This window comes from Arthrobacter sp. 05T423 (genome assembly GCF_056396245.1).
The window spans coordinates 1-6,181 of the sequence record NZ_JBFTLC010000065.1 but is presented as its reverse complement, the minus strand read 5'-3'; the positions used below and the strand labels follow the sequence as shown (position 1 = coordinate 6,181).

General features: G+C 56.7%; 3 rRNA genes. All 3 read left to right on the top strand.

Going from position 1 to position 6,181, the window contains the following annotated elements:
- Positions 1 to 649: 649 nt before the first annotated feature.
- Positions 650 to 2,175: ribosomal RNA gene (locus tag AC1DFE_RS23620) — 16S ribosomal RNA — on the top strand.
- Positions 2,176 to 2,709: 534 nt separating this feature from the next.
- Positions 2,710 to 5,836 (top strand): 23S ribosomal RNA (locus AC1DFE_RS23615).
- Positions 5,837 to 6,063: 227 nt separating this feature from the next.
- Positions 6,064 to 6,180, top strand: a 5S ribosomal RNA gene (rrf, locus tag AC1DFE_RS23610).
- The 16S, 23S and 5S rRNA genes sit together here, the layout of an rRNA operon.
- Position 6,181: the final 1 nt, after the last annotated feature.

The following is a 6,181-nucleotide window of genomic DNA, read 5'->3' as shown; positions in this document are numbered from 1 at the left end:
CCACAGCGCCGATGGTACTGCACCCGGGAGGGTGTGGGAGAGTAGGTCACCGCCGGACAACCATTAAAAAGGGTCGAGAGCCCCAACCAGAACCTGGTTGGGGCTCTCCCGCATTTAACCACCCCCTCCACCCCGCTGACGGCGCCTGCCGGGCACCGGCCGGGCAGGCACAGGCGCCTGGAAGGCTGGAGGTGAGGGCTGAGCCGGCGGAGGACACCGGGTGCACGCACGACGCCCGCCGGCCTACCGACAGCCTCCCCGACGGCTGCCGGCACCTTGGGGCTCTTGACGGCGAGGAGTGCCTGGGTGCAGGCCGTCACGGAGAGCGGCGCTACCATCGCCAGGCCGGGCCGGGGCGATGGTGAAGCGGCGGCCAACCTGCCCATTGTGACGCGGTCCATAAAACTGATCCGGATCCGGTTGGCACCGTTGACTGCGCCGGAGGGGCCCGAAACCCCCGGCAATTGTGTCTGTTGTTTGAGAACTCAATAGTGTGCCAAGTTTGTTGATACCGGTTTTTTATTAAATTGGTTGAATTTGCCGGGCCTATCCGCTTCCGTGGTGTGGTCTGGTGTTTTTGGCTGGTTTCAAATTTTGTGCAGTCGGGTGTCCGCGTTATTTCCGTGGTGCCTGGTTGTGTCTGTTTTTTTCAACGGAGAGTTTGATCCTGGCTCAGGATGAACGCTGGCGGCGTGCTTAACACATGCAAGTCGAACGATGATCCGGTGCTTGCACCGGGGATTAGTGGCGAACGGGTGAGTAACACGTGAGTAACCTGCCCTTGACTCTGGGATAAGCCTGGGAAACTGGGTCTAATACCGGATATGACTCCTCATCGCATGGTGGGGGGTGGAAAGCTTTTGTGGTTTTGGATGGACTCGCGGCCTATCAGCTTGTTGGTGAGGTAATGGCTCACCAAGGCGACGACGGGTAGCCGGCCTGAGAGGGTGACCGGCCACACTGGGACTGAGACACGGCCCAGACTCCTACGGGAGGCAGCAGTGGGGAATATTGCACAATGGGCGAAAGCCTGATGCAGCGACGCCGCGTGAGGGATGACGGCCTTCGGGTTGTAAACCTCTTTCAGTAGGGAAGAAGCGAAAGTGACGGTACCTGCAGAAGAAGCGCCGGCTAACTACGTGCCAGCAGCCGCGGTAATACGTAGGGCGCAAGCGTTATCCGGAATTATTGGGCGTAAAGAGCTCGTAGGCGGTTTGTCGCGTCTGCCGTGAAAGTCCGGGGCTCAACTCCGGATCTGCGGTGGGTACGGGCAGACTAGAGTGATGTAGGGGAGACTGGAATTCCTGGTGTAGCGGTGAAATGCGCAGATATCAGGAGGAACACCGATGGCGAAGGCAGGTCTCTGGGCATTAACTGACGCTGAGGAGCGAAAGCATGGGGAGCGAACAGGATTAGATACCCTGGTAGTCCATGCCGTAAACGTTGGGCACTAGGTGTGGGGGACATTCCACGTTTTCCGCGCCGTAGCTAACGCATTAAGTGCCCCGCCTGGGGAGTACGGCCGCAAGGCTAAAACTCAAAGGAATTGACGGGGGCCCGCACAAGCGGCGGAGCATGCGGATTAATTCGATGCAACGCGAAGAACCTTACCAAGGCTTGACATGGACCGGACCGCCGCAGAAATGTGGTTTCTCCTTTTGGGGCCGGTTCACAGGTGGTGCATGGTTGTCGTCAGCTCGTGTCGTGAGATGTTGGGTTAAGTCCCGCAACGAGCGCAACCCTCGTTCCATGTTGCCAGCACGTAGTGGTGGGGACTCATGGGAGACTGCCGGGGTCAACTCGGAGGAAGGTGGGGACGACGTCAAATCATCATGCCCCTTATGTCTTGGGCTTCACGCATGCTACAATGGCCGGTACAAAGGGTTGCGATACTGTGAGGTGGAGCTAATCCCAAAAAGCCGGTCTCAGTTCGGATTGGGGTCTGCAACTCGACCCCATGAAGTCGGAGTCGCTAGTAATCGCAGATCAGCAACGCTGCGGTGAATACGTTCCCGGGCCTTGTACACACCGCCCGTCAAGTCACGAAAGTTGGTAACACCCGAAGCCGGTGGCCTAACCCCTTGTGGGAGGGAGCCGTCGAAGGTGGGACTGGCGATTGGGACTAAGTCGTAACAAGGTAGCCGTACCGGAAGGTGCGGCTGGATCACCTCCTTTCTAAGGAGCACCTACAGCACGGTTCCGGGGCGTATGCCCGGGGGTTGGTGTTGTCAGGAGTAAAGGCCCGTTGCGCAGGCGATCGTTCTGCGGCGGGTGCTCATGGGTGGAATATCAACAAATAGCGGCCGCGTGGTTTTGTCCTGTGTTTAGTACGGTCGGGGTCCCTTTGGGGGTTCTGTCCTGGAACGGTGCGGGGTGGGGTTGTGCGGTTTAGTGTTTGGCACACTGTTGGGTCCTGAGGCAACAGGGCCGGGGGTTGGCGCGGGTTTGTCCGTGSTGGTGTCCGGTACTGGTGTTTCTGGTTTCCTGGCTGCATCGATCGCATGGTTGCGTTCCTTTTGGGGGCGTGTGTGTGGGGTGTGTGGTACGGGGTTGTTGTTTGAGAACTACATAGTGGACGCGAGCATCTTTTATAAGAAGCAATTTCCAAGAATATGAACCTGGATCTGGCTGTGCTGGTGGCATCGTTTTGGTGTTGTTGGTGTGGTTGGTTTTCATGGTTCTCTCGTGAATTACTCCTTGATCTTTTGTGGTCAAGTTTTTAAGAGCACACGGTGGATGCCTTGGCATTAGGAGCCGAAGAAGGACGTAGGAATCTGCGATAAGCCTGGGGGAGTCGATAACCGGACTGTGATCCCAGGGTGTCCGAATGGGGAAACCCCGCCAGGCGCGCGAGTGATCTGGTGACCCGCATCTGAACACATAGGGTGCGTGGAGGGAACGCGGGGAAGTGAAACATCTCAGTACCCGCAGGAAGAGAAAACAACAGTGATTCCGTTAGTAGTGGCGAGCGAACGCGGATCAGGCTAAACCGACCCATGTGTGATAGCCGGCGGGCGTTGCATGGGCGGGGTTGTGGGACTTGTTGTCCTGGTTCTGCCGGACCGGGGAGGTGTGAGTGCTGGTATAGGTGAACGGTCTTGAAAGGCCGGCCGTAGAGGGTGTGAGCCCCGTAACCGTAATGCTGTAGCGCCGCCTTTGATGAGTATCCCAAGTAGCACGGGGCCCGAGAAATCCCGTGTGAATCTGTCAGGACCACCTGATAAGCCTAAATACTCCCTAATGACCGATAGCGGACCAGTACCGTGAGGGAAAGGTGAAAAGTACCCCGGGAGGGGAGTGAAACAGTACCTGAAACCGTGTGCTTACAATCCGTCGGAGCAACCTTGTAGTTGTGACGGCGTGCCTTTTGAAGAATGAGCCTGCGAGTTAGTGTTACGTCGCGAGGTTAACCCGTGTGGGGAAGCCGTAGCGAAAGCGAGTCTGAACAGGGCGTTGCAGTGGCGTGATCTAGACCCGAAGCGAAGTGATCTACCCATGGCCAGGTTGAAGCGACGGTAAGACGTCGTGGAGGACCGAACCCACTTCAGTTGAAAATGGAGGGGATGAGCTGTGGGTAGGGGTGAAAGGCCAATCAAACTTCGTGATAGCTGGTTCTCCCCGAAATGCATTTAGGTGCAGCGTTGCGTGTTTCTTACCGGAGGTAGAGCTACTGGATGGCTAATGGGCCCTACAAGGTTACTGACGTCAGCCAAACTCCGAATGCCGGTAAGTGAGAGCGCAGCAGTGAGACTGTGGGGGATAAGCTTCATAGTCGAGAGGGAAACAGCCCAGACCACCAACTAAGGCCCCTAAGCGTGTGCTAAGTGGGAAAGGATGTGGAGTTGCGAAGACAACCAGGAGGTTGGCTTAGAAGCAGCCATCCTTAAAAGAGTGCGTAATAGCTCACTGGTCAAGTGATTCCGCGCCGACAATGTAGCGGGGCTCAAGTACACCGCCGAAGTTGTGGCATTCACATATTTTCCAAGCCTTCGTGGTTCAGGAGTGTGGATGGGTAGGGGAGCGTCGTGTGGGCGGTGAAGTCGCGGTGTAAACCAGCGGTGGAGCCTACACGAGTGAGAATGCAGGCATGAGTAGCGAAAGACGGGTGAGAAACCCGTCCGCCGGATGATCAAGGGTTCCAGGGTCAAGCTAATCTGCCCTGGGTAAGTCGGGACCTAAGGCGAGGCCGACAGGCGTAGTCGATGGACAACGGGTTGATATTCCCGTACCGGCGAAAAACCGCCCATGTTGAACAGGGGATACTAACCGCCCGAGACCTGCCCGACACCCCTTGTGGGTGAAGGGTTTTGGTGGAGCGCGGGACCTGATCCTGGGAGGCAAGCGTATTAACAGGTGTGACGCAGGAAGGTAGCCGAGCCGGGCGATGGTTGTCCCGGTCCAAGGATGTAGGGCGAACGGTAGGCAAATCCGCTGTTCATGTGCCTGAGATCTGACGGGACTCCCGTAAAGGGGGGATTCGGTGATCCTATGCTGCCTAGAAAAGCATCGGCGCGAGGTTTTAGCCGCCCGTACCCCAAACCGACACAGGTGATCAGGTAGAGAATACTAAGGCGATCGAGAGAATTATGGTTAAGGAACTCGGCAAAATGCCCCCGTAACTTCGGGAGAAGGGGGGCCCCAACCTTGAACACCACGTGCTGGTGGGAGGGGATCGGGGCCGCAGAGACCARGGGGAAGCGACTGTTTACTAAAAACACAGGTCCGTGCGAAGTCGCAAGACGATGTATACGGACTGACTCCTGCCCGGTGCTGGAAGGTTAAGAGGACCGGTTAGCCTCACGGCGAAGCTGAGAATTTAAGCCCCAGTAAACGGCGGTGGTAACTATAACCATCCTAAGGTAGCGAAATTCCTTGTCGGGTAAGTTCCGACCTGCACGAATGGAGTAACGACTTCCCCGCTGTCTCAACCATAAACTCGGCGAAATTGCAGTACGAGTAAAGATGCTCGTTACGCGCAGCAGGACGGAAAGACCCCGAGACCTTTACTATAGTTTGGTATTGGTGTTCGGAGTGGCTTGTGTAGGATAGGTGGGAGACGTTGAAGCCCGGACGCCAGTTCGGGTGGAGTCATCGTTGAAATACCACTCTGGTCACTTTGGACATCTAACTTCGGCCCGTAATCCGGGTCAGGGACAGTGCCTGATGGGTAGTTTAACTGGGGCGGTTGCCTCCTAAAAAGTAACGGAGGCGCCCAAAGGTTCCCTCAGCCTGGTTGGCAATCAGGTGTCGAGTGTAAGTGCACAAGGGAGCTTGACTGTGAGAGAGACATCTCGAGCAGGGACGAAAGTCGGGACTAGTGATCCGGCGGTACATTGTGGAATGGCCGTCGCTCAACGGATAAAAGGTACCTCGGGGATAACAGGCTGATCTTGCCCAAGAGTCCATATCGACGGCATGGTTTGGCACCTCGATGTCGGCTCGTCGCATCCTGGGGCTGGAGTAGGTCCCAAGGGTTGGGCTGTTCGCCCATTAAAGCGGTACGCGAGCTGGGTTTAGAACGTCGTGAGACAGTTCGGTCCCTATCCGCTGCGCGCGCAGGAAATTTGAGAAGGGCTGTCCTTAGTACGAGAGGACCGGGACGGACGAACCTCTGGTGTGTCAGTTGTACTGCCAAGTGCACCGCTGATTAGCTACGTTCGGATGGGATAACCGCTGAAAGCATCTAAGCGGGAAGCTCGCTTCGAGATGAGATTTCCATACACCTTGTGTGTGAGAGGCCCCCAGCCAGACCACTGGGTTGATAGGCCGGATGTGGAAGCGAGGACTAACGACTCGTGAAGCTGACCGGTACTAATAGGCCGATAACTTACACCACACACCACCCTGTGCAAACGGACCTTCAAAAGCGTTTGCACCCACGGGGTGGTACAAAGAAACAAGACTGCTTGCGTCCACTATGTGGTTCCCAACCAACAAACCCAACACCCGGGTTTCGTCGGTCCAGGAACCARCCCATAACTGAATAACAACACCACAGTTGTAACACCACAGATTTCCCACCGGCACAGGCATCACACCCTGTCCACGGTGCGGAGCAAGGGTTACGGCGGTCATAGCGTGGGGGAAACGCCCGGTCCCATTCCGAACCCGGAAGCTAAGACCCACAGCGCCGATGGTACTGCACCCGGGAGGGTGTGGGAGAGTAGGTCACCGCCGGACA